This window comes from Selenomonas timonae (genome assembly GCF_014250475.1).
Classification (GTDB): Bacteria; Bacillota; Negativicutes; order Selenomonadales; family Selenomonadaceae; genus Centipeda; species Centipeda timonae.
Map to the genome: position 1 here is coordinate 1,015,679 of NZ_CP060204.1, position 25,955 is coordinate 1,041,633.

A 25,955-nucleotide genomic window follows, 5' to 3' on the forward strand; every position below is an offset into this window, starting at 1 on the left:
ATTTCATACGACAAGAAGAAGTCTTTCCACGCGGAGAGACTTCTTTTTTCAAAGGCTTCGGCGATGGGAAAATCTGCCATTTCGGAGGATTTTAGGAGGGCTATATGGGCATGAATATGAGCGAGAAGATTCTCGCACGCCATGCGGGACTGGAGCACGTCGAGCCGGGGCAGCTCGTGACGTGCCGTCTCGATATGGTGCTCGCAAACGATGTGACGGGGCCGCCGTCCATCAAGGAGTTTGAAAAGACCGGTCGCCCCGTCTTTGACCGCACGAAGATCGCGCTGATCCCCGATCATTTTCAGCCGGCAAAGGACATCAAGTCCTCCGAGCTGGCGAAGATCATGCGCGACTTTGCGCGCAAACACGACATTCTGCACTACTACGAGCAGGGGCGTGTCGGCATTGAGCACGTCATTCTGCCCGAAAAGGGCATCGTGGGGCCGGGCATGCTGACGATTGGTGCGGACTCGCATACGTGCACATATGGCGCGGTGAACGGCTTCTCGACGGGCGTCGGCACGACCGATCTCGCGGTCGGCATGGCGACGGGTGAGGCGTGGTTCAAGGTGCCCGAGGCGATCAACGTGCATCTGACGGGGAAGAAGCCTGCCGACATCAGCGGCAAGGACGTGATCCTCACGCTCATCGGCATGATCGGCGTGGATGGCGCACTCTACCAGAGCCTTGAGTTCACGGGCGAGGGCGTGGCGGATCTCACGATGACCGACCGTCTGACGATTGCCAATATGGCAATCGAGGCGGGCGGCAAGAACGGCATCTTCCCGTACGATGATGTGTGCAAGGACTACGTTGAGGGGCGCATGACGGGCGTGTTTGAGCCCGTGAACCCCGACCCCGACGCGCGGTATGCGCGTACGGTGGAGATCAACCTCAGCGAGCTGCGTCCCGTCGTTTCGTTCCCGCATCTGCCGGAGAATACGAAGCGCGTGATGGATATCCCAGAACCGATTGCAATCGATCAGGTGGTCATTGGCTCGTGTACGAACGGGCGCCTCGAGGATATGGAGATCGCGGCGGAGATTTTGAAGGGGCATACGGTGCACGAGCGTGTGCGCTGCATCATCATCCCCGGCTCGCCGTGGGTCTATCAGGAGTCGATGAAGCGCGGCTATCTCGACATCTTCATGGAGGCGGGCGCGGCGATCTCGACGCCGACCTGCGGGCCGTGTCTCGGCGGCTACATGGGCATCCTCGCGGCGGGCGAGCGCTGTGTCTCGACGACGAACCGCAACTTCCGCGGGCGCATGGGACACGTGGACAGCGAGGTCTATCTCGCAGGGCCGCACGTCGCGGCGGCGAGTGCAATACTGGGGCGGATTGCGACCCCCGAGGAGGTGGCGTGATGTTCGAGGGAAAGGTCTGGCGCTACGGCGATAACATCGACACGGACGTTATCATCCCCGCGCGCTATCTCAATACGTTCGAGCCGAAGGCGCTCGCGGCGCACTGCATGGAGGACATCGACACGACCTTCGCGAAAGAGGTTGTCGCGGGCGACATCATGGTCGGTGGCAAGAACTTCGGCTGCGGCTCCTCGCGTGAGCACGCGCCGATTGCGATTGCGGCGTCGGGCGTGCCCGTCGTCATTGCAGCGAGTTTTGCACGCATCTTCTACCGCAACGGCATCAACATCGGCCTGCCGCTGCTCGAGATTGGGGACGCTGTGGAGAAGATCAGTGCGGGCGACCGTCTGCGCGTGGACACGGCAACGGGGGCGATCGAGAACCTCTCGACGGGCGATACGTTCCATGCGCATCCGCTGCCGGGCTTCGTGCAGGACATCGCGCGTGCGGGCGGGCTCCTCAACTACATTCGCGAGAATGGGGGCTTCCGTCATGGCGTATAAGATTGCAGTCATTCCGGGCGACGGCATCGGACAGGAGATCACCGAGGAAGCTGTGCGCGTCCTCAAAGCCGTCGATGCGAAATTCGGGCTTGACCTGACGTATGAAACGCGCGACGCGGGCGGCACGGCATATGATAAATATGGAACGCCGCTGCCCGAGGACACGCTCGCGGTCTGCAAGGCATCGGACGGCGTGCTCTTCGGTGCGGTCGGCGGGACAAAGTGGGATGCGGTCGAGCCAGCCCTGCGTCCCGAGCGTGCAATATTGGGGCTGCGCAAGGGGCTTGGGCTCTATGCGAATCTGCGCCCCGTGAAGGTCGCGGACGCACTCATTGCACACTCTCCGCTGAAGCCTGAGCTTGTGCGCGGTGTCGATCTCGTCATTGTGCGCGAGCTGATCGGCGGTATCTACTTCGGTGAGAAATGTGAGTCCGAGCAGGTGGACGGTGCAGAACGCGCGTGGGATATGGAGAACTACTCCGTGCCCGAGGTGGAACGCATCGCGCGTCTTGCATTCGAGACGGCGCGTCTCAGACGCTCGAAGGTCACGTCTGTGGACAAGGCAAATGTCCTTGCAACCTCGCGCCTCTGGCGGCGTACGGTGACGGCGCTCGCCGAGGAGTATGAGGATGTAAGGCTAGATCATCTCTACGTTGACAACTGTGCCATGCAGCTTGCCGTGCGTCCGACGCAGTTCGATGTAATCGTGACGGGCAACCTCTTTGGCGACATTCTCTCCGATGAGGCGGCAGTGATCGGCGGCTCGATTGGGCTCATGCCGTCCGCGTCCATCGGCACGGGCACGAGTCTCTTCGAGCCGATTCACGGCAGCGCGCCCGACATTGCGGGGCAGGGGATCGCAAACCCGCTTGGGACGATCCTCTCGGCGGCAATGCTCCTGCGCTACGCGCTCCATGAGGAGAATGCGGCGGACGCTGTCGAGGCGGCGGTGGACGAGGCGCTCGCAGAGGGCAAGCGCACGGCGGACATCTACATCGCAGACACGGGCTGCACAAAGGTCGGCACGCGCGAGATGGCGGACGCCGTGCTCGCGCATCTGTAAGCATATATAGCAAAAGGGAATGCCTGCGCGGCATTCCCTTTTGCTATGAAATCATGCGGGGGCGTGTCCTCGCATAATATACCTCCACCAAACAAACACAGCGAGCACAAGCAGGATCGATCCTGCCGTTGGAAAGAGGTAGTGCATTCCGAGGTAGGTTGCGACGACACCGCCGAGGAGCGGTCCCGTCACCCCGCCCACCTGCTGTGCGGCGAAGAGCATGCCGAACACGCTGCCCTTGAGCTGCGCGGGCGTATGCTGCGCGATGACCGCATTCAGCGATGGCTGAATCCCCGCGAGGAAGAGCCCGACGCCGAACTGCATCGCGGCGAACGGGAGCAGCGTCTTGGGGATGCCTTGCAGTGCGAGCATCGTCCCTGCACAGGACATCGCGAGGCACATGGCGACAAAGTAGCTGCGCCGCGTACCGAAGATGCCCCAGAGCGGCGCGGACATCGCACCTGCAATGCCGCCGAGCGAGAACACAACACCCGCGACGAGCACGATGTTCTCCATGTCTCCCGCGAGGTATTTGATGTAGGTCGTGATGACAGGCATTAGAATGAATGTCACCATCTGCGCGAGCGTACTCACGATCATCATTGTGCGCAGGATGGGGATGCGCCAGAGATGCCATGGATTCTGCTCCTCTCTCGTGAGTGGCGTGGCATCCTGCGGCATCGGCGGTTCCTTGATGATGAAGGTGAACGCGAGGAAGTTGATGAAGAGCGCAAGTCCTCCGATGTAGAAGCTTGCGCGCATGCCGAACGCCTCCGCGAGCACGCCGCCGAGCAGAGGTCCGACGACACCGCCCGCCGTTAGCGTTCCCTGCATGATGCCGAGTGAGAAGCCGAGCCGTTCGCGCGGCGCATAGAGCGTCATGATTGCAAGATCCATCGGCCAGAGCCCTGAGGCAAATCCCTGAAAGATGCGTACCAATACGAGCTGCTCGGGCGAGGTGACGATGCCGCCGAGGAAGTAACTGAGCGAGATGAGGAGGCTCGCACGCATTGCCATGAGGCGTTTCCCCTTGCGGTCGGCAATGCGCCCCCAGATCGGCGCCATGACCGCCGAGACGAAGAAGGTCACGGAGAATGCCACGCCCGACCAGAGATTCACCGTCGCATCGTCAACGCCGAGCTCGCTCGTCAGATACATCGGCAGGAACGGAATAATCATCGTATAGCTCGCGGACATGAAGAGCACATTGCATGTCAGCAGCACGAGGACGACTTTCCAATTCATGAGCAGATTCTCCTTTCCCTAATTCCCCTCTTGTATTCTACCACGTTTTGAGGAAAATAAAACAGGAAAACGATAGGACAAAATACCTAGACGTTGATTTTCTGAAAATCTTGTGCTATAGTAATACAAACACGAAACATTTCATGCAGAAAACGCGCGTCAGCTGAGCCGCGCCACAAAATACCGCTACACCGTCTGCCGTGCGTCATTTGCGGCAGATTTTTTCGAAAGTAAGGATTGCTCATGAAACACATCGTCGTAGACCTTGAGATGAACCCTGTCTCGAAGGAGCACAGGGAAGTACGCCGAAAACTCAACGGGGAGATCATCGAGATCGGTGCCGTCCGCCTGAATGAGAACTTCGAGCAGGAGGACGAATTCCAGTGCTATGTCTGCCCCGAGTACGGGATGGTGAAGAAACACATCACGGAGCTCACAGGCATCACGCAGGAGCAGGTCGCAGGACGCCCCGCATTCTCTGAGAGCTTTCACTCCTTCGTCGCATGGATCGGCGAGGCGGAGACGAAGATCTACTCGTGGAGCATGTCCGACATCAAGCAGCTGCGCAAGGAATGCCGCCTGAAGCTGCCCGCATTCGATGTAGGCTGGCTCGATGCGCGCTGGGTTGACCTGCAACAGGCCTTCGACGACCGCCTAGGGCTGCACAACAGCCTTGCGTTGAAGCATGCACTCGGCGCGATGGGGCGCAGATTCGAGGGCAGTCAGCACTCCGCGCTCGCGGACGCGGTGAATACAAGCGCTGTCCTCGCACTCATGCAGGACGATGCGAAATTCCGCGAGACCATGCGCCCCGTCCTAGAGATTCTCGAACCAAGCGAAGGGCTCTCCGACGCGATCGGCGATCTCTTCCCCGATCTGGAAAAATTGAAGAATAATCTTTGATCTATGAAATGATGCCGTACGCAATCTTGCGTACGGTGTTTTTATGTGTCTGGAACGTAAATCAATGGAAAGGAAGATTAAAAGAATGATGGACGAGAGATCTGAAAAGTGCTATAATTTTAATCAAAGTTAAAAGATGAGCAGATTTTATGATGCTTGCATAATAAGACTAAGGAAAGGTTGGTCGAGAGATGAACATGGAAGCTCAGACGAAAAGAATCGCCGCAGCACTGCTGGCGGGGGGGTTCTGTCTCTATGCTGCGAGCGCAGATGCCGCCGTACAGGAGGAGCGGAATGCGCGCGGCGAGATTGCGCGCTCCGAGGCGGATGTGCGTCACAGCGCCGAGCAGAATGCGCCGCAGATGGATCTGCAGCGCGATCACGTCCGCGTCAGTGAGATAGCGGTCACGGGGACGCTCAACCTCACGCCCGAGCGCGTGCTTTCTCTCCTGCCCGAACTCAAGCAGGATGAGGTGAACATCCGCAAACTCTCCATGCAGATCCAGACCGTGAACGATACGGGTGCACTCATCTTCGTGACGGAGTTCACGCCGGACGGCGCGGGCGGCTATCGCGTGCTTGTGCATGCGGACGCACAGGACAACGACCATTTCCGACTGAATGTCAGCAATACGGGGACGAAGTACACGGGACAGGTGCGCTCCTCGCTCACCTATGTCAACAATAATATTTCGGGCGCAGCGGACACTCTCGGTGTCTCCGTTGTCACCTCGCCGGGGCATTTCTCCGATGTCAAGACGGGTGCTGTCGCCTATCGGAAGCTCCTACCCGAGCTTGGCGGCGAACTCTCTGTACAGGCGAGTTACGGCAACGTCCACATCGACGATCTGCAGCCGTATGCGGGGCTGCTCGACATGGATCTCGCGGGCAGGAGTCTGGGGCTTGACCTGCACTATCGTCAGTTCCTCACCTACACGTCACGCACGAAGAACACTCTTGACTTCGGCATCGGCTATCACAAGATGCGCAGCGATTACGGCTTTAGCTTTAGTGGGATACCAATCGGATACCGCAACGACTATCGCGTCATCCTTGCCTCCATTGATTATAGCCATACGGAGCGCAGGGAAAACTCCTCGTTTGGTTACAATGTTGGACTCGCGGCGAATGTCAGCGGCGACGAGCAGGCGTATGCGAATATCACGCCGGGCAGCGATGAGCAGTTCCTTCTCCTGCGCGCAGGGCTCAACTATCAGACGCGCAGTAAGAGTGACTGGATTACGGGTGTCAGCCTACAAGGGCAGTATACGGGGCAGCACATCATCTCCGCCGAACAGATCGGCGCGGGCGGCGCGATGAGCGTGCGCGGCTTTGATGAGCGTGCGATGAGCTCGGACAAGGGCATTGTCGGCAAGATCGAGATCTATACGCCTGAAGTCGAAAAGGGACTGCGCTTCGTTGCCTTTACGGACTATGCATGGCTCTGGAACAATGTGAATGACCGCAGCGTCGGCTTCGATCATGACGCCATCGGCTCGATCGGTCTTGGTGTCCGCTATACGAACCCGCGCAGCAGGCTGTCCCTCGCGGTGGACTACGCGCATATCATCAAGCAGGCGAACAAGGTTGACCTCAGTGTTCTGCGTCAGAACCGCCGTCCGTGGAACTTCTCAGCAAGTATGAGCTTCTAAATAGGGGAGAAAGGAAGGATTCGCATGAATAAGAGATGGAAGAATCTGCGCAGGAGTACACTCACGGCACTCATCACGCTTGCACTCAGCAGTTCGGCATTTGCAATGCCGACGGGCGGCGTTATCGAGCAGGGGAATGTTGGCGTTGACATCGGCAATCTTGCAGTGGTCGGAGACGGCGCGACGATCACCACACAGACGAACAGCATCATCAACTGGCAGGATTTCAGCATCGGCGCAGGGCAGAGTCTGAACTTCAACACGGCGGCAGGGGCACTGCTCAACCGCGTGACGAGCGACAAGGTGTCGGAACTCCTCGGCACCATGACGCAGACGGGTGTGAACCCGCTCTTTGTCGTCAATCCGAACGGCATCCATGTCGGTGGCAGTGCAAACATTGATGCGGCGAACCTGACGCTGTCGACCCTTGAGATGAGCTCTGGCGACTTCCTGAATGCGGCGCGTAAGAGTAACTATAATCTGGTGCAGGGAAGTAAGGGGGTCAAGGAAGTAACGGTTGACAACGGGGCGCGGCTCGGCGTTGGAAACACGATGAACATCTACGGCAGCAAGGTTGTCGTTGCGGATGGCGTTATATTCAACCAGTCCGACAAGAAAACAGCGGACAAGAGCTATGCGCTTATCCTCGCAGGGGACCGCGCAACAATGTGGATGGATTCGAAGGACGGCGAGACGCAGCCCGTGCGCGTTACGACAACGAAGGACAATACGGTGGATTTTCATGGAAATATGAATATCTATGGTAATACGGATGCGCGTGTCATAGGATCGACGGTCAATCTTGACCGGGCGAATGTCTCTGTCGGTGCGAAATTCGAGGCGATGGCAGTCAAGCAGGCGTCATATAATGGCAATGTCTTTTATGAGTCGGCAGATCAGTCCAATGTCTTGTCCGCGAATAATTTTACAGGGAACAGCGGTCAGTATGCCCTCTCGGGCGGCAAGGTTGATCTGAAGAACAGTGCGATTCATGGCAGTAAGATCGAGATTCGCGGCGAAAAAGACTATCAGACGACGGGCGATTTGCAGCGGGGGAATGCCATACAGGAGCAGCGTGCGGATACGGACAACACAGTCAGCCTCGATAATGTAACACTGACGCAGAACGGATATCGCGGGGACGAGTACGCGTGGTTCTATATCAACGGCGGTAAGACGGAGATCAAGAACGGCTCGACCATCGAGACCACGCAGACGGGCAATATCTCCGCCGCGCAGTATGTCAAGCGTACGCAAGTGAAGAGCGGGGAGAACAAGACCACGGAGTTTGACTGGCAAACGACGAAGGACAACGCACTGACCGTCAGCGGCGGGCGTCTTGCGGGGCATACCGGACAAAAGGATGATTCCCTCACGTTGATCGGATCGACCGTCGATCTGAACAATGGCGTTAAGATCGAGGCGGCAGGTCAGTTCAATGCGGGCGCTGTCCAGCGTATGTATGGCAGATCCGATCGCAACGATATTGCGACGGTGAAGGGGAATGCACTGCGCACGGATGGAGCTGACATCAAGGCGAACAGTATGTATATGGCGGGCGGCAATGTGCAGTTGAAGGACACCGTTGCCAATGTGACCGAGGATTCAGACATCGCGGCGATTAAGACGTGGACTGTGGTCGGTGAGCGCAATAACAAGACGGCGGATGTTGACAATGTACTTCACCTCGACAATACGAAGGTGACGTTGGACGGCGATCTCGTTATCGGCGGCGGAACCGTGAATCTCGTCAATGGGACGACGATCAAAGGTGATGAGTTGACCTTCGGTGCGGGGCATTCCCATGACGGTACGACCACGAGAGTTACAGCGGACAACAAGGTCAATCTCTGGAACTCGAAGATCGAGGGTCGTGATGTTGAGCTCCATGCGGGTGGTGCAGGCATCTGGAATAGCAGTACGATTGATGCAACTGAGAAGTTGAATGCAGACAATCCTGTTGTTCGTACGGACGGTTCCAACCTCTCCCTCCTCCGGGATGAAGCATCTCATGTACGGCTGAATGGCATCGAGGCAGCGGATGTGAAGGTTGTCACGACTGTCCCCGCCGTTCCTACCACTCCGAAGATTCCGGACGCAGCTGTTATGCCGATGCCTGCGCCGTCAGATGCCGGTTCTGCAAGTGATGCGGAGAACATGGCGACGGGCATGAACAAGGCGCGTGCAGTCCTCAACGCAAGCAAGAACTCTGTCGAGCGGCGTGAGAATATGGCGATTCAGATGCGTGAGCTGAGCCAAAACAGTCCGTCGGGACGTGCCTCCATCGGTGTTGTCATGGGCGCAATTCAGGCGATCAGTGATTCGGGTCTTGCAGAGGAGGAGCAGCGTGCTCTCATGCAGATCGTCATCAATGCGGACGACACGACAAACAGGGTGACAACAGAACAGGATAGAGCCACCGTTGTGACGACAGCGGATGCCGTCGAGGTTGCGGAGTACGCCGACGTGACGAATCCGTTCGATATGAGCGAGGCCGCCGAGGGCATTACCTTCTCGGATCAGGGATAACGACGGCGTGCGAATAAGCTGACATACGAGGCGGGGCAGCAGACGAAAATTTGTCGTCTGCTGTCCCGCTCTTTTGTGTCCGCAAAACAAAAAAGCCGCCCCTATGGGCGGCTCATACAGTCGAGTTGGTGGAGATGAGGAGAATCGAACTCCTGTCCGAAGATAATACTACATGGATTTCTCCGAGCGCAGTCTGTGTATTTTTTTAGGTGCGACGCCGCCCGCAGACAGGCTGTGACGTACCGATCACGATGGTGTTCCCGTGAGAGTTATCGTGCGATGGCTCTCAGGTATCCCGCAGTTGACCCCTGTATCCCTCCGTGCGGGAGGCAGATGGAAAGGGGCTGGCTTAAGCCGCCAGAGCGTAGTCTTCGTTTGCTTTTATGTTTAAATAAAAGTTTCACCTTACTAACGGGTTGATGACCCCCCGGCTCGCTGTCCACATACTACCCATCCCCGTCGAGACCATTACATCCCCGATAATGGAAGCTAATATGCTTAACGTTATAATAACAGATGTCCCGATTCGTGTCAAATCGTGTTTTTCCTTGCAAGATGGAAAAAATTTTAGTATCATGTAAATGTATGAGTCTATGTCAGTGTCCTGGGAGGATATGACTTGCAAAAAGAGAGAACGCTGGCTGCGCGTGTGGTCTACGATGGCATCGGGCTGCACTCGGGAAAGCCGGTACATATGGAACTCGCTCCGGCGGCGCCGGGGTCGGGCATACTGTTCGCGCGCTCCGATCTGCCCGAGGCTGTGCCCGTCCCTGCGACGGCGACACATGTGACGGCGACGCTGCGCGCAACAACGATCGGTGCGGGCTCGCTGAAGTTCTTTACGATTGAGCATCTGATGAGCGCCCTGCACGTGCATGGCGTGGACAACTGCCTCGTCCTGCTCGATGCGGAGGAGCCGCCCGTGGTGGACGGCAGTGCACGCACATTCTTCCGCCTGATTGCGGAGGCGGGCACGGTGGAGCAGGATGCAGAGCGGCGGGTGACGGTGATTGACCGCATCTATCGCGTAGACGACGGCAGTCACTTCATCATGGCTCTGCCCTATGACGGGCTGCGCGTCTCGTTCACGTCGCTGAACGATCATCCGCTGATCGGCGTGCAGTACTACGATCTCGAGGTCACGCCCGAGGCGTATGAGAAGGAGATTGCGCCCGCGCGGACGATCGCCTATGAGAAGGAGGTCGCAGCGTTGCAGGCGAACGGACTCGGTCTCGGCGGCTCGCTCGAGACGGTGATCGTCTACAACGATGAGGGATGGATGAATCCGCTGAACTTCCCGAACGAGCTCGTGCGGCATAAGATCCTCGATGTACTCGGGGATCTGCGCCTCGCGGGCATGATTCGCGGTCATATCATAGCAGTTGCGTCGGGGCACGCACTCAATACGGCGCTGGCGAAACAGATTGCAGAGGAGAGGGAATAGCATGACTTTGGACATCAATGAGATTCAGCAGATTCTGCCGCATCGCCCGCCGATGCTGCTTGTGGATCGGATCACGGAGCTTGTGCCGTTCAAATCGGCGACGGGCATCAAGTGTGTGACGATGAACGAGCCGTTCTTCCTCGGGCACTTCCCAGGACATCCGATCATGCCCGGCGTCCTTCTCCTCGAGGGGATGGCGCAAGTGGGCGGCGTCACCATGCTTTACCCCGAGGAACATCGCGGCAAGATCGCGCTCTTCGGCGGAATGGAGAATGTGAAGTTCAAGCGCCCAGTCGTGCCCGGCGATGTCGTCGTGACGAAGGCGGAGCTCGTGCGCGTGCGCGGTGTCTTCGGTGTGCTGCACGCGGATGCCTATGTCGAGGATGAACTCGTTGCCTCGGCGGATTTCAAATTTGCGCTGAAAAACGGGGATGAGCTCTAAAAACTGAGCTATAAATGCAGGAAAACCGGACATAATCCACAGATAAACAGGATTATTCGGCGAATGCGGCTGATTTTCCAAGGTGAATACACAGCCTTCCTGCCGGATGATAAGAGAGAGTGGAAAATGTCTGCCCTGAATTCGTTTGGGGCTGAAGGAGTTGAAATAGATGACAGGCAGCAGCAAGGTTCTTGCCTATATCCATGAGACTGCAGTCGTTGCGCCGACAGCGCGCATCGCGAAGAACGTGGAGATCGGCCCCTATGCGGTCATCTCAGATCATGTCCAGATCGGCGAGGGGACGAAGATCGGCCCGCACGTTGTGATCAAGGAGTGGACCCAGATCGGCCGTGACTGCCATATATTCCAGGGCGCATCCATCGGTGAGGTGCCGCAGGATCTGAAGTTCAAGGGCGAGAAGAGCTATACGTTCATCGGTGACCGCACGACGATCCGCGAGTGCGCGACCGTGCACCGCGCGACGGGCGAGGGTGAGGAGACGCGCATCGGCGACGATTGCCTGCTCATGGCGTATACGCACATCGCGCACAACTGCATACTCGGCAACCGCATCATCATGAGCAATGCGGCGATGCTCGCGGGGCACGCCATCGTTGAGGACGGCGTGGTCATCGGCGGCATGGCGGGCGTCCATCAGTTTGTGAAGATCGGGCGCAATGCGATGATCGGCGGCACGTCAAAGCTCGTGCAGGATGTTGTGCCGTTCACGATGGTGGACGGGCATCCCGCACGCGCCGTGGGGCTGAATAGTGTCGGCATCTCACGTGCGGGCATTCCCGTCGACGTGCGCCGCCGCATCAAACAGGCATATAAGATTCTCTATCGTTCGGGGCTGAACCTCACGCAGGCGATCGCGGTCATCGAGCAGGAGGTGGACTCCTGTGAGGAGATCGATCATCTCCTGCGCTTTCTCCGCAACGCGGAGCGTGGGATCTGCCGCGAACGTCACGAGGATGAGTGAGGGGTAATAATGGAAAAACTGGGTCTGCTCGCGGGTGTCGGACATCTGCCCGCCGCGTGCGCGCGTGCGGCGCGTGCGCAGGGCTTCGAGGTACATGTGATTGCGCTCCTGCCGGACTGCGATCCGGAGCTGAAGGATGCGGCATCGGTCTATCGTGAGATCAGCATCGGCTCGATTGCATCGATTCTTGCGTATTTGCAGCAGGAAGAGATCAAGAAGGTTACGATGATCGGCAAGGTGACGAAGGAACTGCTCTTCACGGGCGCAATCCAGCCCGACGAGATGCTGCGTGGGATGCTCATGCAGCTGCCGAACCAGAACGACGATACAATCATGATGATGTTCGTCGGAGCGCTGATGAAGGTTGGCGTGACCCCGCTCGACCAGACGGCACTCATCCGCCCGCTCATGCCTTCGGCAGGGGTGCTGACGAGCCGTCAGCCGACGGACGCCGAGCGTGCGGATATGGAGTATGGACTCCATATGGCACGCGAGATCGGACGTCTCGATGTGGGACAGACTGCCGTTGTGAAGAATCGCGCGGTCATGGCGCTCGAGGCAATCGAGGGCACAGATGCGTGCATTCGTCGCGGCGGTCAGCTCGCGGGCGGCGGTGCGGTCGTTGCAAAGGCGGCGAAGCCGCAGCAGGACAGCCGTTTCGATGTGCCGGCGGTCGGACTTGATACGATTGAGTCGCTGGTCGCAGCAAAGGCGGCGGCACTCGTGATCGAGGCGGACAGAACCCTCTTCATTGACAAGGAGCGCGCGATTGCGCTCGCCGAGGCGAATGGCATTACGATTGCGGCGATGTAAGGGAGTTCCCTTTTGAAAATCATGCTTTCGGCGGGGGAGACCTCGGGCGATCTCCACGGGGCAGCGCTCGCGCGTGAGCTGCGCGCGCTCGACCCCGCCGTCAGCCTCATCGGCTTCGGCGGTGCGGAGATGGCAGCGGCGGGCGTTGTCCTCCGTCAGAACTATACAGACTACAACGTCATGGGGATCTCGGCGGTTCTCTTGAATCTCCGACGCATCTTTGCCCTCCTCGACGACCTCACGCGGCTCATGGAGGAGGAGCGTCCAGATGTTCTCGTCATCATCGACTATCCGGACTTTAATTGGCGGCTCGCGGCGCGAGCAAAAGAGCGGGGCATCCCCGTTTTTTCTTATATTCCGCCCTCTGCGTGGGCGTGGCGCAAGGGACGCGCAAAGTCCTGCGCCAGGGTTGCGGACGAGATCGTCGCCATCTTCCCTCACGAGCTGCCGCCCTATGAGGCGGCGGGCGCAAACATCTCCTTCGTCGGCAATCCGCTCATCGACACCGTGCGTGCGGAGATGGGCGAAGAGGAGGCGCGGCGCCACTTCGGCGTCGCAGATGGGGAGATCCCCGTGCTCCTTATGCCGGGCAGCCGCCGCGAGGAAATTGAGCGGCTGCTGGCGCCGATGCTCGGTGCGGCGGAGATCCTTGCCGCGCGGGACAGCGCGCGGCGATTCTTCCTGCCCGTAGCGGGCGGTGTCGATACAGCTCAGATTCAGCGGCATCTTGCGGCGTCCTCTGTGGAGGTGACGCTCACCTATGACGCGCGCTATGCGCTCATGGGGATCGCGCGCGCGGCAATCGCGGCGTCGGGGACAGTCATCATGGAGGCAGCGATTATGGGGCTGCCCGCTGTTGTCCTCTATCGGATGTCTGTGCTCTCCTATCTCGTCGGACGCCTGCTTGTCGATGTGCCGCGCTTCTCCCTGCCGAATATTCTGCTTGGGGAAACGTTTGAAACAGAGCTGCTGCAAGACGAAGTGCAGCCTGAGCGCATCGCCGAGGCGATGGAGAACATCATCGCGGACGGTGCGGCGCGCGACTATGTGACGGAGCGTCTCGCGCGCGCCGTCGCTGTGCTCGGAGAGCCGAATGCCGCGCGCCGCGTGGCGGAGAAGATTCTTGCGCTTGCGAGAACTTCTGAAACGTGAATTTGATTGGCGTGCGGAAGGGAGTTGCGCTCTGAGTGCCCCTTTCGTCACGCCTGTGGCGTGCCACTTCCCCCGTGGCGGTCAACGTCATCCAATCACACTTCGCTAAAGCTCGTGTTCTTGGGACGTTTTCGCATACGACCTGTTACCCGCTCAGCTGCGCCTTTCAGGCTTGCTTCTCGGACAGGTCAGCAACGGGGGAAGCTAATATGCCGTAGTGCAAAGCCTCCCCCGCCAGAGCGGAGGAGGGGGATCGCGTAAGCGGTGGAAGGGGCGCTTTGAGCGTCTTCTGACAGGACTTCCCCTTATTTATCCTTTCCGCAGGAGAACTATGAAGAATTACACAAGACTGCTTGCCTATATGCGCCCGTACGTGAAGAAATTCGGACTCGCGATCGTGTGCATCATCCTCGCCTCTGCGGCGAATCTCTACGTCCCGTGGATCATCAAGGACATGATCGACGACGTGCTTGCCGACAAGAACATGGCACTTCTGAACGCCATCTGCATCGGCATCGTCGTCATCTTTTTCCTGCGCGGGATTTTTTATTTTGGGCAGTCCTACCTCGTCTCCTACATCGGGCAGAAGGTCATCATCGACGTGCGCGAGGTCATGTTCCGCAAATTCCAGCGCATGCCGCTCGCGTACTATGACCGTCACCAGACGGGCGAGATCATGAGCTACGTCACGAACGATGTCGCCGCGATCCAGTCCGCGCTCGTGGACAACCTCATCGACCTTGTGACCGAGGGCTGTATCCTCATCGGTTCGCTTGCCCTCATGTTCTATCTCGACTGGAAACTCTCGCTGCTGACCCTCGTCGTCATCCCTATGGTCGGCCAGGCGATGAAGATCTTCGGGCGCAAAATCAAGAAGTCGAGCACGGTCATCCAACAGCGCCTTGCCGAGATCACGGCGCTGCTACAGGAGAGCTTCTCTGCGACGCGCGTGGTGAAATCCTTTGTGCGTGAGGACTATGAGATTGACCGCTTCGTGCACAGCAATCAGCGCAACTTCGAGGCGGTGATGAAGAACGTCCAGCAGACGAGCATGCTGACGCCGACCGTCGAATTCCTCGCGGCGATTGCCGTCACCTTCATCGTCTGGTTCGGCGGCTATGAGGTCGTCAACGGCGATATCACGGCGGGCGCGTTCGTTGCGTTCCTTACCTATGCCGTCAACCTCGCAAATCCTGTCAAGCGCCTCTCGCGCATCTACGGCAACCTCCAAAAGGCAATGGCTGCGGTCGACCGCGTCTTTTCGATTGTCGATCTCGAGGAGAGCATTACGGATCGCTCGAATGCGCAGCCGCTCCCGCCCGTGGAGGGGCGCGTGCGCTTCGATAACGTGAAATTCTCCTACAAGGAGGGGCGTCCTGCGCTTGACGGCATCTCGCTCGAAGCGGCGCCGGGCGAGATGATCGCCTTTGTCGGCCCCTCGGGCGCGGGCAAGTCGACGATTGCAAACCTTATTCCGCGTTTCTACGAGGTGGACAGCGGCGCGATTACCGTGGACGGGCATGACATCCGTGACGTGACGCTTGCATCCCTGCGCGGGCAGATCGGACTTGTGCCGCAGGAGACGATGCTCTTCTCGACGACCATTAGCGAGAACATCCGCTACGGGCGGCTCGACGCAACGGATGAGGAAATCGAGCAGGCGGCGCGTGCAGCGAACGCGCACAACTTCATCATGGAGCTCGAGCACGGCTACGATACACAGATCGGCGAGCGCGGCGTGAGCATCTCGGGTGGACAGCGTCAGCGCATTGCCATCGCACGCGCGATTCTGAAAGACCCGCGCATCCTCATTCTCGACGAGGCGACCTCTGCGCTCGATACGGAGAGCGAGAAGATCGTGCAGGCGGCGCTCGACAACCTCATGGTTGGGCGCACGAGCTTTGTCATTGCGCACCGCCTCTCGACGGTATTCCATGCTGACCGCATCTATGTCATCGATGCGGGGCGCATTGTGGAGCAGGGAACGCACGAGGAGTTGCTCGCAAAGGGCGGGCTCTATCAGCACCTCTATGATATTCAGTTTCGGGGAGAGTGAGCATGAGATTTCTCTACAATCTAGCGGCAATCCTCATCGTCACCATCATCATACCGATCTTCATGCTGCGCGCCACACGGGAGCGCGGCTTTGTCGAGCGCATCAAGCAGAGCTTCGGGTTCTACCCGAAGGAGACGATTGAGAAGGTCGCGGGGAAAAATGCGATCTGGGTACACGCGGCATCCGTTGGCGAGATTGTCGCGACGAGCCCTCTCATACGCGAATTCCGCAAGGCATTCCCCCACAGCCCCATCCTCGTCTCCGTCGTCACAACGGGCGGATACGAGATGGCGCACCGCATCATCAAGGACGCGGACGCGATCATCTACTTTCCGCTCGACCTGCCCTTCCTCGCTTCGCGCGTCGTGGGGCGCATCCGTCCGCGCGTCTTCCTACCCGTGGAGACGGAGCTGTGGCCGAATTTCCTCAAGAAGGCAAAGCAGCTCGACGTACCCGTCATGATGGTCAACGGGCGCATCAGTGACCGCAGCGTGAAGCAGTACAAATATCTGCTCGGCATGCTGCGCGAGATGATCGGGACGGTGAAATGCTTCGCCATGCAGTCGAGCATCGATGCAGACTACATCATGCGCCTCGGCGCGCCGCGCGAGCTCGTCACGGTCACGGGCAACACGAAATTCGATCAGGCGTATACGAGCGTTAGCCCCGAGGAGCGTGCCGCGCTCATCCAGGAACTCGGCCTCACGGGCGCGAGCCATATCATGATTGCGGGCTCGACCCACCGCGGTGAGGAGGAGCTGGTACTTGCAGCGTTCGCCGCCGTGCGTGCCGAAGATCCAAATGTGCGGCTCATCATTGCGCCGCGCGAGGTGCTGCGCACGATTGAGGTCGAACATCTCTGCCGCAAGGCAGGCTTTACCGTCAATACGCGCAAGAATCTGCAAAAGGGCGCCGAGGGCGGCGAGGACATCGTGATCCTCGATACGGTCGGCGAACTTGGACGCGTCTATGGGCTTGGTGATGTCATCTACATCGGTGGCAGCCTCATCCCGCACGGCGGGCACAACATACTCGAGCCTGCGGCGCACGGCAAGGCGATCATCGTCGGCAATCAGATGTTCAACTTCAAGGACATTCACGCGCTCTTCCGCAACCGCAATGCCGTCGTGACCGTCACGAACGGGGAGGAACTTACGCGCGAGACCCTACGCCTGTTTGGCGATGATGCCGAGCGTGAACGCCTTGAGCGTGAGACACTTGCGATCATCAACGAGAACAAGGGGGCGTCGGCGAAGTCGGCACAGATCCTTGTCGATATGCTCGCGGTGTATGAGTCGCGTCGTGCCCTGCGCGCGCAGGAGCGCATCAGCAAGCATCGCGTGCGGGCGACGCAGAAGGTCGCGAATTTCCAGACCTACTTTATCGATCTCGTCCATGACAAGGAGGTGCGCGGTATTTCGCGCAGGCTCATCATGGGCGTGTTCTACGTATTCTCGCTCATCTATGAGCAGCTGGTGAATCTGAAACTCACAATGTACCGCTGGGGCTGGGTCAAGAAGGAGCAGCTGCCCTGCTTTGTCATCAGCCTCGGCAACGTCACGGTCGGCGGCACGGGAAAGACGCCGACGGCACAACATCTCGCGCGTGCGATTGACGCGATGGGCTACCGCGTCGTCATTCTGAACCGCGGCTACCGTGCGAAGTGGCGCGGCGAGGTCGGTATTGTCTCCGACGGGCGCACGCTGAAGATGGACGCGGAGACGGCGGGCGATGAGGCGTTTATGCTGGCAAAGCATCTGCCCAACGTGCCTGTGCTCATTGGACCGCAGCGTGCCGTCACGGGACGCTATGCTATCGAGCATTTTGGCGCGGAGGTGGCGATTCTCGACGACGGCTACCAGCACTGGCAGCTTGCGCGCGATATGGACATCCTGCTCGTCGACGCGGTGAACGTCTTCGGTAACGGCTATCTCCTGCCGCGCGGGACGCTGCGCGAGCCACTCTCGCATATCGATCGTGCCGATGTCTGTCTGATGACGAAGGTCGATCAGGCGGCGCCAGGCGCAATCACACACATCTGGGAGACGTTCCGCAGCTACAATCAGGACGGCATCATCCTCGAGAGTATCCATCAGCCACGTCAGTTCGTGCGGCTTTCGGACTGGTACGAGGATATTGCGGCGGGCGGTGTACCAGTCACGGAGATGGAGGGCAAGAAGGTGCTCGCCGTCTCGGCGATCGGCAACCCCGCCTCGTTTGAGCAGACCCTTGCCGATCTCGGCGTCGAGATGGTGGAGAGCATGCGCTATCCCGATCACCACGACTACGGCGAGCGCGATATGGCGGAGGTACTGTACCGTGCGGAGACGCTCGGTGTCGAGGCGATTGTCATCACGGAGAAGGACGCGGTGAAGGTGCCGGCAGATGTCGTGCGCGCGAAGTGGCGCGTCCCCATCTATGTGATCTCCGTCGAGGTCACGTTCCAGAAGGGGCGCGAGGAGTTCTTCCGCACGCTCGAAGAGCAGCTTGCTGCGAAACTGCGACCTACTACATCGTAACCGTTTGCAGAGCGAACCCTGCGCGAACGTTTAGGGGCATCGCACTGCTTCATACTTATACAGCCATATGTTGACACGGAAGGTGATCGCATGAAGGTTCTCTGCATTATTCCCGCGCGCTACGCATCCACACGTCTGCCGGGCAAGCCGCTGCGCGACATCGCAGGTAAGCCCATGATCGTGCGCGTCTATGAGCGCGCCGTGCGGGCGCGGCTCGTGCAGGATGTCGTCGTTGCAACGGACGACGAGCGCATCCTCGCTGCCGTCGAGAAGCACGGCGGACGTGCCGTCATGACGCGTGCCGACCATGCGACGGGGACGGATCGCCTCGCCGAGGTCGCAGAGAAGATGACGGACTACGACCTCATCATCAACGTGCAGGGCGACGAACCGCTCATCGACCCCGCCGTGATCGATGCACTTGTTGAACCGTTTCTCGCGGACGGCAGCCTACCAATGGCAACGGCAAAGACACTGCTCACGGATGAGGAGGAGATGGCGAATCCGAACAACGTCAAGGTCATCACCGACCAACGCGGCAATGCGCTCTACTTCTCCCGTGTGCGCATCCCGTACGCGCGCAATCCGGGCGCACAGGTATACAAGCACATCGGCATCTATGCCTATCGCCGCGACTTCTTGCTTGCGTATGCGCGCATGGCGCAGACCCCCCTCGAACTCTCCGAGTCCCTCGAGCAGCTGCGCGCGCTCGAGAACGGGCACACAATCCGCGTCATCGAGACCGATGCCGTCTTTATCGGTGTCGACACCGAGGAAGATCTTGCGGCTGTCAACGAAGTTTATCAAAAGCAGAGCATTTATTGACCTCTGCGCGCGAAAATTTTATAATAAGCATAAATCCGCATAAATTCGTGCGGTGTTATCACATGATTGTTGAAAGGAGCCATGAAGATGAACAAAGTGAAGCTGGCGAATTTTGAGATCGGCGGCGGTGAGCCGCTGGTGCTCCTCGCGGGGCCCTGCGTCCTCGAAGGTCTCGAGCGCTCGCTCCTGATCGGACGCGGCATCAAGGAGATCACGGATCGTCTCGGCATTCCCTACGTATTCAAGGCATCCTTTGACAAGGCGAACCGCTCCGCCTACCACAGCTTCCGCGGACCCGGGCTCGAGGAGGGCGTGAAGATCCTCGGCGCAATCCGCGACGAGCTTGGCGTGCCCGTCGTGACGGACATCCACGAGACGTGGCAGGCAGAGCCCGTCGCAAAGGTTGCGGACATCCTGCAGATCCCCGCATTCCTCTCACGTCAAACAGACCTCCTGCACGCGGCAGCGCAGACGGGCGCCATCGTCAACGTGAAGAAGGGGCAGTTCCTCTCGCCGAACGATATGCGCAATGTCGTCGACAAGATTCACGAGAGCGGCAGCGACCGCATCCTCCTCACGGAGCGCGGCGAGAGCTTCGGCTACAACAACCTCGTCGTGGATATGCGCTCCTTCCCCATCATGCGCAGCTTTGGCTATCCCGTCATCTTCGACGGAACGCACAGCGTCCAGCTGCCGGGCGGCGCGGGCACGAGCTCAGGGGGACAGCGCGAGTACGTCGAGTACCTTGTGCGTGCGGCTGTAGGTGCGGGCATTGACGGACTCTTCCTCGAGGTGCACGACAACCCGCCTGAGGCACTGTCGGACGGGGCAAATATGGTCTATCTCGACAAACTCGAAGACCTCCTGAAGGATGCCCTCGCTATCTACGAGGTGGTACGCAAAAAGCTGAAGTAGGAGAGACATATGGCACAGAGCATTCGCGAAAAGGCAATCGAGACGCTTCAGCTCGAGGCGCAGGCAGTCGCACAGCTCGCAGAGCGCATTGACGATGATTTCGAGGCGGCGGTGCGCGCGATTTTGGAATGCAAGGCGCGTGTCGTCGTCACGGGCATGGGCAAATCCGGTCACGTCGGGCGCAAGATCGCGGCGACGCTTGCGAGTACGGGAACACCTTCGTTCTTCATGCACCCCGCCGAGGCGTTTCACGGTGATCTCGGCATGGTGACGGCGGACGACATCGTTATCGCCATCTCGAACAGCGGCGAGTCGAACGAGGTTGTGAATATCCTCTCCATCATCCACCGTATCGGGGCGCGAATTGTCGCCATGTGCGGCAGACGCAAATCACAGCTCGGGCGCAGCGCTGACTTCTACATCGACATTGGCGTCGAGCGCGAGGCGTGCCCACTCGGGCTCGCACCAACCAGCTCCACAACAGCGACGCTCGCAATGGGCGACGCGATCGCGATGGCGCTCATGGAGGCGCGCGACTTCAAGAAGGAGGACTATGCGCTCTTCCATCCGGGCGGCGCGCTCGGGCGCAAGCTGCTCCTCACGGTCGCAAATGTCATGCACACGGGTGAGGAAAACCCTGTTGTCGCGTACAATACGACGGCGAAGGACGCGCTCTTCGTCATGACGGACAAGGGGCTCGGCGCCGTGTCCGTGGTTGACGCGGCGGGCAAATTCATCGGACTCGTCACGGACGGCATCATCCGCCGCGCGCTTGCGAAGGACTACAACTTCCTTGACAAGGACGTGGAGAGCATCATGTTCGCCACGCCGCTCACGATTGCGCCGGACAAGATGGCGGCGGCGGCACTCTCCGTCATGGAGAAACACCAGCCGCGCCCCGTCACCGTTCTGCCCGTCGTCGATGATGCGGGTGTACCCGTCGGCATCGTACATCTGACCGATCTTCTGCGGCAGGGGGTTGTGTGATGCCGATTCGGCAGGACGCGATTGCGCGTGCGAAGAAAATCAAATGCGTCATCTTCGATGTGGACGGCGTGCTCACCGACGGGGGCATTTACGTCGCGCCTGACGGGAGCGAGCTGTATAAGCCGTTCTTTGCGCGTGACGGACTCGCCATCACATTGGCGCACAAGGTGGGCATTGTGCCCGCTATCATCACGGGACGCGCTTCGTCCATCGTGGAGAATCGCGCGCGCGAGCTGCACATAGACCTCGTCTATCAGGGCAGCCTCGACAAGCGCGATGCCTACGCGGACATCAAGGCGCGAACGGGGCTGAGCGACGAGGAAATCGCCTATATTGGCGACGATATTGTCGACCTGCCGATCATGCGCATGGTCGGTCTGCCGTGTGCCGTGGGTGACGCCGTGCCCGAGGTGAAGGAGGCCGCGCAGATTATTTCAGACGCACCCGGCGGGCGCGGTGCCGTGCGCGAAATTTACGAGATCATTCTAAAGACACAGGGGCTTTGGGAGCGTGTGCTTACAGTATTTCAGACGGACAGCGATGGAGCTGCACAGTAGCGCAGAGAGGAGGTGCGGCAGTGCTCTATAATACGCTCATGTTTCTCAGCTGGCTTGCGTGCCGTACGCCGCGCCCCCTCCTGCTTGGTGCGGGCTGGGTGCTCGGCAACCTCTACTATCTGCTGATCCCGAAGATGCGCCGCCGCTCTGTGGAGCATATGATGCCTGCGCTCGGCATTGACGAGCGGGAGGCAAAGCGGCTCGTGCGCGCCTCCTTTATCAATATGGCGCGCAACGTCCTCGACATCCTCGCGATGCCCATGCTGAACGAGCAGAATCTCAACGACTACATCGAGATTGATCATCTCGAGCGCATGCAGGAGGCACTTGACGAGGGGCGCGGCGTCGTCGTGCTCACGGGGCACGTTGGCTGCTGGGAGTGGCTCTCCGCGGCGTTTACGCTGAACGGCATCCCCGTCAGCGCGATTGCAAAGCCACAGCCGAATATCCAGTACACGCGCGTGCTCGACGATCTGCGCGCGACCATCCACGTCGAGATTTTCTCGCGCGGTACGAGCGAGCTGATCGCGGCGGCGCGTGCGCTGAAGCGCGGGCGGCTCCTCGGCTTTCTCGCCGATCAGGACGGCGGACCCGGCGGCGCGTTCATTGAGTTCCTCGGTCGTACGGCATCGACGCCGCTCGGCCCTGCGGTCTTTTCGCGCAAGTTCAAATCGCCCGTCGTGCCCGCATTCATCCTGCGTCAACCGAATGGAAAGCACAAGGTAATCGTCGGCGAGATCATGCGCTGCCCCGACACGGGAGACAGTGACCGCGACCTCCATGAATTCACCGTGCAGATGACGGCAATCGTCGAGCGCGTCATCCGCGAAAATCCAACGCAGTGGATCTGGTTTCAGAAGCGTTGGAACACCCCGCCCGAGGAGCAGAAGACGGGGAAACATCACGTATCGGCAGCAGCGAAGGAGGGGGATTGATGGCGCAGAGCAAATGGCTCTATGGCGGCGGTGCCGCCCTCCTCGCAGGACTCATCGTCTGGGCGATTGCAACAGTGCCCGAGATCCCGGAGCAGACGGACACGCAGCCTGGTTCGCGCGTCATGTCCTATGCGGACAATACGCTCAGCGAAGAGCGCGACGGACGTACTGTCTGGAAGATGACCGCTTCGCAGGTGAATGTCGACATCGATACCAACGATACGAGCATGGTGCAGATCGATGGGACATTCTACACGGAGGACGGGCGTAGCCTGACGCTAAAGGCGGCGGAGGGGCACATGGACAGTGTGACGCGCGATGTTGTGGTGACAGGAAACATTGAGGCACAGACGAGTGACGGAGCGAGCCTGCGTGCAAAGGAGCTGCGGTGGACGGCGGCAGAGGGCAGTCTTAGCGCCGAAGGGGATGCCGAGATCGTACGCGATGATATCCGTGCGACGGGCGACCGCATTGTGAGCACGGATGGCTTTCAGAAATTCAGCGTGATCGGCAACGCACGTATAGAAAAAGGTGGGGCACAATGACGAAGAAGAAACTCTATCGGGGCATTCTCGTGCTGCTCGCGGCGGGTGCACTCTCTGCGGCAGCATCGGCGGCACAGCAGGGCACGGAGCCGACGAATCTCACGGCAGACAGCCTCACCTACGACACGCGTACGGGGCTCATCACAGCGGAGACGAACGTCCGCATGGAGCAGGGGACGGGCTGGGTCACAGGGGCGCGTGCAACGTATAATACGAAGACCGAGGAGGGCACGGTCGAGGGCGGTGTCCGCGCCGTGCGCGACGATATGAATCTCTCCTGTGACAGGCTCTCGGGCGTCGGACAGGATCATTGGCAGGCGTCGGGCAGCGTCAGTATGACGAAGGCAGACCGCACGTTTACGGGTTCTCAGGTTGACTATTATCCATCTCAGAATGACTACATCCTTGCGGCGTCCGGCGGAACGATCACGAGCGCTGACGGAACGCTCACGGCAGACCGTCTCGAGGGATGGATGAAGGAAAATCGCTTCGTCGGAACGGGGAGTGCGCACATCGTCAGCCCACCGCGCGATCTTGAGGGTGGCGGCGACCGCATGGAGTATTTTGGCAGCGCGGAGAAGCCCTATGTCGTGCTCGATGGGAATGCGTGGGTCTTCCAAGGGAACAACATGGCGCGCAGCAATCACATGACCGTCTATCTTTCGGACGACGGCAGCGCCGTGACCGAGTGAGGGGGCTTGAACGTGCATCTCGAATCCCGCAACCTCGTCAAGAAATTCGGCAGCCGCACCGTCGTTGACCGCATCTCCGTCCGCATCGACAAGGGGGAGATCGTGGGGCTCCTAGGGCCCAACGGCGCGGGCAAGACGACGACCTTCTACATGATCGTCGGCCTTGAAAAGCCCACGCACGGCGATGTCTACCTCTCTGACATCTGCATCACGGACTATCCCATGTATCGGCGCGCGGAGCTGGGCATCAGCTACCTCACGCAGGAGGCATCCATCTTCCGCAAGCTCACCGTCACGGAGAACATTGCGGCGATCCTTGAGACGACGAAGCTCTCGAAGGCGGAGCAGAAGCACAAGCTCGACGGGCTTCTCGAGGAGTTCCACATCGGACACGTCCGCGATCGCCGCGGTACGGAACTTTCGGGCGGCGAACGCCGCCGCGTCGAGATCGCGCGCTGTCTCGCGCTCGAGCCGCAGTTCATCCTCCTCGATGAGCCGTTCGCGGGTGTCGATCCGCTCGCCGTCGCCGACATCCAGGAGATCATCGAGTACTTGCGTCAGCGCGGCATGGGCATCCTGATTACGGATCACAACGTGCGTGAGACCCTCCACATCGTCGACCGCGTCTACCTGCTCAGCGAGGGCAAACTCCTCCTCGAGGGTGACAGCAAGACCATCGCCGAGAGTCCGATTGCGCGCAAGTTCTATCTTGGAGAGAATTTCAGTCTTTGAGCGCAAACAAAAAGCCGATCTATTGCAGGTCGGCTTTTCTATTGGAAAGATACATAGCAAAAAGTGTTAGACCATGTATCCCATTAGCGCAGTGCAATCGCGCTTTATCTGATAAAATTTGTCTTATGGTAATCAGGAGGATTTGGCGTGTCGATTCCCGCAGCTCTGCCGGCTGCGATACATTTCAGCATCCATGCCATATTCTTGCCGAGCTGCTTCATGACGCCGACGCCCTCTTCATCCTTCATGACATCCTCCGGCGTGTTACCGTGAACCATCGGCCAGTAGCTGGAGGAGACGATTGGCATCTCGGTGATTGCCGGATACTTTGCGAGCACATCCAATGTGGCCGTCGTTCCAGCGCGCCGCGCAGATGCGACAATCGCTGCGGGCTTGCAGCGCATCTTGTCGCGATGTCTCCCGAATAAATGGTCGAGAACGAGCTTGATCTCTCCTGTGAGCGAAGCGTAGTACACGGGCGATCCAAAGACGAAGCCGTCCGCTTCGGCACATTTTTCTCCCAAGGATTTTATGAGTGCATTCAGATTCCCGTTCACAGCATCCCTGCCGACGAAGACGATTTCAGAGTCAATGCCTTCCTCCTTGAGGATGTCCCCAATGATGGAGAGCGCTGTGTAGGTGCAGCTGCGCTCTCTGCGGCTGCCGTTGATCATCAAAACTTTCATGATGTGCCTCCTTTTACTTGGTCTGGCTCTCTCATCGGTGGGGGAGCAAAATGCTGTCAGGCGAAGAAGCGGCGGTATGCGTCGATGAGGAAGAGTGCGCCTGCCATGCCGATGGTGACGAAGCTCGCGCGTGTGACGATCATCATCTGAGTCTCGGTGAGGCGCTCGACCGCATGTCGACGCGTGTAGGTGAGCCCGAGCGAGAGCGTCAGCAGGATATACATGGTGAGCGTCAGCGTGTCCAGATTTTCCCATGCCGCAATCACGACCATCACCGTGAACGCCATGAGGATGAGGAGCAGATAATCCTTGCCCGGGGGCGGCGCTGCCTTTGGCTTTTCCGGTGGTGTAATCTTCTGTTGCAGCTTTTTTAACATTTTTGCCATTGTTGTCCGTCCTTTTGTTTATTTA

24 protein-coding genes and 1 other RNA gene are annotated in these 25,955 nt (G+C 59.2%); 21 read left to right on the forward strand and 4 right to left on the reverse strand.

All coding sequences use genetic code 11. The features are described 5' to 3' along the window. Positions 1–104: 104 nt before the first annotated feature. From leuC to leuB, 3 genes are read left to right on the forward strand one after another with little or no spacing between them, the layout of a single operon-like run. The gene (gene leuC, locus H1B31_RS04725; protein WP_185981088.1) at positions 105–1,367 is read left to right on the forward strand and encodes a 3-isopropylmalate dehydratase large subunit; all 1,263 of its coding nucleotides are present in this window, start codon (positions 105–107) and stop codon (positions 1,365–1,367) included. Then, complete coding sequence (locus H1B31_RS04730; protein WP_185981089.1) at positions 1,367–1,870, forward strand: 3-isopropylmalate dehydratase small subunit; 504 nt, start codon at positions 1,367–1,369, stop codon at positions 1,868–1,870. Before leuC ends, H1B31_RS04730 begins: the two co-directional genes overlap by 1 nt. Further along, complete coding sequence (gene leuB / locus H1B31_RS04735; protein ID WP_185981090.1) at positions 1,860–2,933, forward strand: 3-isopropylmalate dehydrogenase; 1,074 nt, start codon at positions 1,860–1,862, stop codon at positions 2,931–2,933. Before H1B31_RS04730 ends, leuB begins: the two co-directional genes overlap by 11 nt. A gap of 51 nt (positions 2,934–2,984) precedes the next feature. Here the strand turns inward: leuB and H1B31_RS04740 are convergent, their stop codons facing one another. After that, positions 2,985–4,178: an MFS transporter gene (locus H1B31_RS04740; protein WP_185981091.1), complete on the reverse strand. Its 1,194-nt coding sequence runs from the start codon at positions 4,176–4,178 to the stop codon at positions 2,985–2,987. A gap of 243 nt (positions 4,179–4,421) precedes the next feature. Here H1B31_RS04740 and H1B31_RS04745 point away from each other — a divergent pair, with 243 nt between their 5' ends. From H1B31_RS04745 to H1B31_RS04755, 3 genes are all read left to right on the forward strand, one after another. After that, entirely contained in the window at positions 4,422–5,081 is a 660-nt protein-coding gene (locus H1B31_RS04745) for a 3'-5' exonuclease (protein ID WP_009655317.1), read from the forward strand. A gap of 191 nt (positions 5,082–5,272) precedes the next feature. Then, positions 5,273–6,733: a ShlB/FhaC/HecB family hemolysin secretion/activation protein gene (locus H1B31_RS04750; RefSeq protein ID WP_226372152.1), complete on the forward strand. Its 1,461-nt coding sequence runs from the start codon at positions 5,273–5,275 to the stop codon at positions 6,731–6,733. 24 nt (positions 6,734–6,757) lie between these two features. Beyond that, on the forward strand, positions 6,758–9,262 hold the full coding sequence (locus tag H1B31_RS04755; protein WP_185981092.1) for a two-partner secretion domain-containing protein: 2,505 nt from the start codon (positions 6,758–6,760) through the stop codon (positions 9,260–9,262). A gap of 126 nt (positions 9,263–9,388) precedes the next feature. On the opposite strand, the gene ssrA is transcribed toward H1B31_RS04755, so the two are convergent. Further along, positions 9,389–9,740: a transfer-messenger RNA gene (gene ssrA / locus H1B31_RS04760) on the reverse strand. Positions 9,741–9,881: 141 nt separating this feature from the next. Here ssrA and lpxC point away from each other — a divergent pair. The 15 genes from lpxC to lptB all read left to right on the forward strand — a co-directional run bounded on the left by lpxC (position 9,882) and on the right by lptB (position 24,858). Then, on the forward strand, positions 9,882–10,706 hold the full coding sequence (lpxC, locus tag H1B31_RS04765) for a UDP-3-O-acyl-N-acetylglucosamine deacetylase (protein WP_185981093.1): 825 nt from the start codon (positions 9,882–9,884) through the stop codon (positions 10,704–10,706). A 1-nt stretch (position 10,707) separates the two neighbouring features. Continuing rightward, a complete protein-coding gene (gene fabZ / locus H1B31_RS04770; RefSeq protein ID WP_009441304.1) occupies positions 10,708–11,148 on the forward strand; it encodes a 3-hydroxyacyl-ACP dehydratase FabZ in 441 nt (146 codons plus the stop codon). A 169-nt stretch (positions 11,149–11,317) separates the two neighbouring features. Beyond that, the gene (gene lpxA, locus H1B31_RS04775; RefSeq protein ID WP_185981094.1) at positions 11,318–12,130 is read left to right on the forward strand and encodes an acyl-ACP--UDP-N-acetylglucosamine O-acyltransferase; all 813 of its coding nucleotides are present in this window, start codon (positions 11,318–11,320) and stop codon (positions 12,128–12,130) included. Positions 12,131–12,139: 9 nt separating this feature from the next. Beyond that, positions 12,140–12,943 (forward strand): LpxI family protein, encoded by an 804-nt coding sequence (locus tag H1B31_RS04780; RefSeq protein ID WP_185981095.1) that lies wholly within the window; start codon positions 12,140–12,142, stop codon positions 12,941–12,943. A 12-nt stretch (positions 12,944–12,955) separates the two neighbouring features. After that, positions 12,956–14,095, forward strand: a complete 1,140-nt coding sequence (lpxB, locus tag H1B31_RS04785) for a lipid-A-disaccharide synthase (RefSeq protein WP_185981096.1) — start codon at positions 12,956–12,958, stop codon at positions 14,093–14,095. Between the two features lie 331 nt (positions 14,096–14,426). Further along, on the forward strand, positions 14,427–16,151 hold the full coding sequence (gene msbA / locus H1B31_RS04790; RefSeq protein ID WP_185981097.1) for a lipid A export permease/ATP-binding protein MsbA: 1,725 nt from the start codon (positions 14,427–14,429) through the stop codon (positions 16,149–16,151). Between the two features lie 2 nt (positions 16,152–16,153). Next, entirely contained in the window at positions 16,154–18,670 is a 2,517-nt protein-coding gene (lpxK, locus tag H1B31_RS04795; protein WP_185981098.1) for a tetraacyldisaccharide 4'-kinase, read from the forward strand. 90 nt (positions 18,671–18,760) lie between these two features. After that, positions 18,761–19,495 carry a 3-deoxy-manno-octulosonate cytidylyltransferase gene (kdsB, locus tag H1B31_RS04800; protein WP_185981099.1) on the forward strand — a complete coding sequence of 245 codons (735 nt, stop codon included), beginning with the start codon at positions 18,761–18,763 and terminating at the stop codon, positions 19,493–19,495. Positions 19,496–19,582: 87 nt separating this feature from the next. Further along, entirely contained in the window at positions 19,583–20,410 is an 828-nt protein-coding gene (gene kdsA / locus H1B31_RS04805) for a 3-deoxy-8-phosphooctulonate synthase (RefSeq protein ID WP_185981100.1), read from the forward strand. 9 nt (positions 20,411–20,419) lie between these two features. Then, positions 20,420–21,397: a KpsF/GutQ family sugar-phosphate isomerase gene (locus tag H1B31_RS04810; RefSeq protein WP_185981101.1), complete on the forward strand. Its 978-nt coding sequence runs from the start codon at positions 20,420–20,422 to the stop codon at positions 21,395–21,397. After that, positions 21,397–21,954, forward strand: a complete 558-nt coding sequence (locus tag H1B31_RS04815) for a KdsC family phosphatase (protein WP_185981102.1) — start codon at positions 21,397–21,399, stop codon at positions 21,952–21,954. The genes H1B31_RS04810 and H1B31_RS04815 overlap by 1 nt, the downstream gene beginning before the upstream one ends. A gap of 20 nt (positions 21,955–21,974) precedes the next feature. Further along, the gene (locus tag H1B31_RS04820; protein WP_185981103.1) at positions 21,975–22,889 is read left to right on the forward strand and encodes a lysophospholipid acyltransferase family protein; all 915 of its coding nucleotides are present in this window, start codon (positions 21,975–21,977) and stop codon (positions 22,887–22,889) included. Then, positions 22,889–23,434: an LPS export ABC transporter periplasmic protein LptC gene (gene lptC / locus H1B31_RS04825; RefSeq protein ID WP_185981104.1), complete on the forward strand. Its 546-nt coding sequence runs from the start codon at positions 22,889–22,891 to the stop codon at positions 23,432–23,434. The genes H1B31_RS04820 and lptC overlap by 1 nt, the downstream gene beginning before the upstream one ends. Next, complete coding sequence (locus tag H1B31_RS04830) at positions 23,431–24,126, forward strand: LptA/OstA family protein (RefSeq protein WP_185981105.1); 696 nt, start codon at positions 23,431–23,433, stop codon at positions 24,124–24,126. The genes lptC and H1B31_RS04830 overlap by 4 nt, the downstream gene beginning before the upstream one ends. 12 nt (positions 24,127–24,138) lie before the next feature. Further along, on the forward strand, positions 24,139–24,858 hold the full coding sequence (gene lptB, locus H1B31_RS04835; protein ID WP_185981106.1) for an LPS export ABC transporter ATP-binding protein: 720 nt from the start codon (positions 24,139–24,141) through the stop codon (positions 24,856–24,858). A 104-nt stretch (positions 24,859–24,962) separates the two neighbouring features. Here lptB and H1B31_RS04840 read toward each other — a convergent pair whose 3' ends face one another. Both H1B31_RS04840 and H1B31_RS04845 read right to left on the reverse strand, forming a co-directional pair. After that, a complete protein-coding gene (locus H1B31_RS04840) occupies positions 24,963–25,544 on the reverse strand; it encodes a flavodoxin family protein (RefSeq protein ID WP_185981107.1) in 582 nt (193 codons plus the stop codon). A gap of 56 nt (positions 25,545–25,600) precedes the next feature. Beyond that, positions 25,601–25,930 carry a hypothetical protein gene (locus H1B31_RS04845; protein WP_185981108.1) on the reverse strand — a complete coding sequence of 110 codons (330 nt, stop codon included), beginning with the start codon at positions 25,928–25,930 and terminating at the stop codon, positions 25,601–25,603. Positions 25,931–25,955 lie beyond the last annotated feature (25 nt).

Bases quoted from the DNA above. Each gene is read 5' to 3' on its own strand.
- msbA (WP_185981097.1), top strand. From the start codon at position 14,427: ATGAAGAATTACACAAGACTGCTTGCCTATATGCGCCCGTACGTGAAG.
- H1B31_RS04810 (WP_185981101.1), top strand. From the start codon at position 20,420: ATGGCACAGAGCATTCGCGAAAAGGCAATCGAGACGCTTCAGCTCGAG.
- H1B31_RS04745 (WP_009655317.1), top strand. From the start codon at position 4,422: ATGAAACACATCGTCGTAGACCTTGAGATGAACCCTGTCTCGAAGGAG.
- lpxK (WP_185981098.1), top strand. From the start codon at position 16,154: ATGAGATTTCTCTACAATCTAGCGGCAATCCTCATCGTCACCATCATC.
- H1B31_RS04845 (WP_185981108.1), bottom strand. From the start codon at position 25,930: ATGGCAAAAATGTTAAAAAAGCTGCAACAGAAGATTACACCACCGGAA.
- H1B31_RS04840 (WP_185981107.1), bottom strand. From the start codon at position 25,544: ATGAAAGTTTTGATGATCAACGGCAGCCGCAGAGAGCGCAGCTGCACC.
- H1B31_RS04780 (WP_185981095.1), top strand. From the start codon at position 12,140: ATGGAAAAACTGGGTCTGCTCGCGGGTGTCGGACATCTGCCCGCCGCG.
- H1B31_RS04815 (WP_185981102.1), top strand. From the start codon at position 21,397: ATGCCGATTCGGCAGGACGCGATTGCGCGTGCGAAGAAAATCAAATGC.
- lptC (WP_185981104.1), top strand. From the start codon at position 22,889: ATGGCGCAGAGCAAATGGCTCTATGGCGGCGGTGCCGCCCTCCTCGCA.
- kdsA (WP_185981100.1), top strand. From the start codon at position 19,583: ATGAACAAAGTGAAGCTGGCGAATTTTGAGATCGGCGGCGGTGAGCCG.
- H1B31_RS04740 (WP_185981091.1), bottom strand. From the start codon at position 4,178: ATGAATTGGAAAGTCGTCCTCGTGCTGCTGACATGCAATGTGCTCTTC.
- lpxA (WP_185981094.1), top strand. From the start codon at position 11,318: ATGACAGGCAGCAGCAAGGTTCTTGCCTATATCCATGAGACTGCAGTC.
- kdsB (WP_185981099.1), top strand. From the start codon at position 18,761: ATGAAGGTTCTCTGCATTATTCCCGCGCGCTACGCATCCACACGTCTG.
- H1B31_RS04830 (WP_185981105.1), top strand. From the start codon at position 23,431: ATGACGAAGAAGAAACTCTATCGGGGCATTCTCGTGCTGCTCGCGGCG.
- H1B31_RS04755 (WP_185981092.1), top strand. From the start codon at position 6,758: ATGAATAAGAGATGGAAGAATCTGCGCAGGAGTACACTCACGGCACTC.
- H1B31_RS04730 (WP_185981089.1), top strand. From the start codon at position 1,367: ATGTTCGAGGGAAAGGTCTGGCGCTACGGCGATAACATCGACACGGAC.
- leuC (WP_185981088.1), top strand. From the start codon at position 105: ATGGGCATGAATATGAGCGAGAAGATTCTCGCACGCCATGCGGGACTG.
- fabZ (WP_009441304.1), top strand. From the start codon at position 10,708: ATGACTTTGGACATCAATGAGATTCAGCAGATTCTGCCGCATCGCCCG.
- H1B31_RS04750 (WP_226372152.1), top strand. From the start codon at position 5,273: ATGAACATGGAAGCTCAGACGAAAAGAATCGCCGCAGCACTGCTGGCG.
- leuB (WP_185981090.1), top strand. From the start codon at position 1,860: ATGGCGTATAAGATTGCAGTCATTCCGGGCGACGGCATCGGACAGGAG.